This is a genomic window from Riemerella columbina DSM 16469, assembly GCF_000374405.1.
Lineage (GTDB): Bacteria > Bacteroidota > Bacteroidia > Flavobacteriales > Weeksellaceae > Riemerella > Riemerella columbina.
Genome location: NZ_KB894270.1, coordinates 1 through 2,134, shown reverse-complemented (window position 1 = coordinate 2,134; position 2,134 = coordinate 1). Strand labels below are relative to the sequence as shown.

The 2,134-nt window shown below is 37.7% G+C and carries 1 protein-coding gene and 1 pseudogene; both read right to left on the bottom strand.

Annotation, left to right across the window (positions count from 1 at the left end):
• Positions 1-103: 103 nt before the first annotated feature.
• Complete coding sequence (locus C237_RS0110350) at positions 104-739, bottom strand: hypothetical protein (RefSeq protein WP_018676415.1); 636 nt, start codon at positions 737-739, stop codon at positions 104-106.
• A gap of 33 nt (positions 740-772) precedes the next feature.
• A pseudogene (locus C237_RS14765) lies at positions 773-2,134 on the bottom strand (hypothetical protein); the annotation flags it as partial.

Below are 2,134 nucleotides of genomic sequence, written 5' to 3'. Positions count from 1 at the left end.
ATTGATGTATCTAGTCCTGTATGTACTTTTATTTGTCCGTATGCTAAAGAGCCTAATAACAGACTTGCCAATATTATTCTATTTTTCATTTATTTAATTTTTATTAATAGCTTCCTCCTATAATGTACCATGTTGTTCCACTTGACATCAACAGATGTCCTTTTCCTGAATCCAATGAACTAGAATTTTTAGGCTTATTTGTATTATAGTAGCTAACTGAATAATTATACTGATTATTTACAGAGATAATTTTATTAGTATAGTTTGCTGGATCTGGTAATTTAATCTGATCTTCACTCGTTTGTACTAAAGCAAATGTATTGGGTTTCGCCCATTCTTCTGGAGTTATAGAAGTTACCACTCTAAGATTTCCAGTAATAACATCTAAGGTAGTATCTGCCTGAGACGCCCCTGCTCCCATTTTAACCCAAACGCCTCCTTTAAAAAAGTAAAAACCTGTGGCATCTACATTAACGGTTGTTCCTGATGCTGTTCCATCTGAGACAGAGTCAATATAAAGCAATGTAGATTCTGCAACATCGGCACCCATGTTAGCAGCTCTCAGACGGCTAACGCGTGGTATTAAAACACCCTCTTTGGTATTTCCATTTATATTGGCATCAGCTACTTTTATCTCCAAAGTAGCTTGTGGGTTTTCTGCATTAATCCCCACTTTTCCCTGCTGGGCATAAGTGATTAATCCTAAGCCTAAAAAGGCTAATATGCTTATTTTCTTCATTGTTTGTTTTGTAATTAATATTAATAAGTATGCTTATTGTAATTTCTCAATAAAAATTGTAATCTGAGCTGGTACTGAACCTACATTTCCTCCACTAGCTGGTATGGCTGCATTACTCACAATATTGATACGATAAACTTCTTCTGTGTTGTGTAAATTAATAGTATAGCGAACCATATCTCTATTGGCTGGATTAATTTTCATCCCTGTTTCATACCAATTTTTAGTGATAGTAGAGGCTGATATTGTTCGATAGCTACTTCGTGCATAAGGGTTCAGCCCTCCAGCATATCCGCTTCCCATTTTCTCTCCCCAAATGGAGACATGAGAAGATGCGTTGTTTAGGCTAAATTCAATACTTTGATCTCCTTGTGCAGAAGTTCCATTATAACGAATGCTCAAATTCCCAAGAGTTGTTATAGAATTTACTGGAGTAGAGCTATTGATAGGTACTGTTTTTCTATTATAACTGGTTGGCAAGCCCTCTACATAACCTAATGTCCCTTGATTGTCTACTACTACTGTGCGGGTAGCATTAAATGTTGTATTGGGCGTTTCTTCGCCATTCCTTTTCTTTCCTATACCCGATTGGGGCAACTCTCGTACCTGAACCGTACCATTTACATCTAAGGTTTCCTTAACGGGAGAACGTCTATCTAAATTAATAGCGGTAAATCCTTGTTCGAAAAGTTTGATTCCGTATGCTGTCCCATTCACCCATGGCGCAAGGATTAACCCCTTACCTGGGGTATTGATATTGCCTATACCATCGTTAGAGAAAATAAGGGCTTTATCTCCAGGGCTTGCCATATTGGTAAAAGACCCATCTGCTAAGTTAGATTTAAAAAAGAATGAACTTTCTCTATTAACATCTAGTCCAAGCCCTTCAGCTATCTTTGTATAGAATGCAAAATCATTGGAATTTAAGACTCCGCTGCTGTTGTACACAGCTAGCTTTTCACTAACGCTTTTTCTCCCAATGCCTACATTGCCCTCATCATTAATGAACACATTTTTATCATCGGTTCTAGGCGTGGTGCCATCGGAGAGGTTTTTGAGCTTGGCTAAACGATTGGCGTGGTCGTTGGTCCATATATTATCATTCGATACTGCATCGCTGATTCTCACCCATTCGCCATTGGCTACGCTCCCACTTGGTGCGGTTTGATTAGGATTTTTAAAATAATAAAACCCTGGTGTTACAGACACTTGTTTGCCTCCTTTGCTGGCATCTTCCAATGTTTTTCCTGTGCCAGAGTTATACACAATCATTCCATCAAAATAATTTTTAAACTTCCCTGGGTTGATGGCATTAGTCTTAAACTCCCATGTCGTTAAATCCGTTGTCGGAAAATATAATCCTTTTCCTACATTGTTATTAAAGTTATTATATGC

Excerpts from the sequence above, each read along its gene's own strand:
- C237_RS0110350 (WP_018676415.1), bottom strand. The coding sequence starts at position 739 with ATGAAGAAAATAAGCATATTAGCCTTTTTAGGCTTAGGATTAATCACT.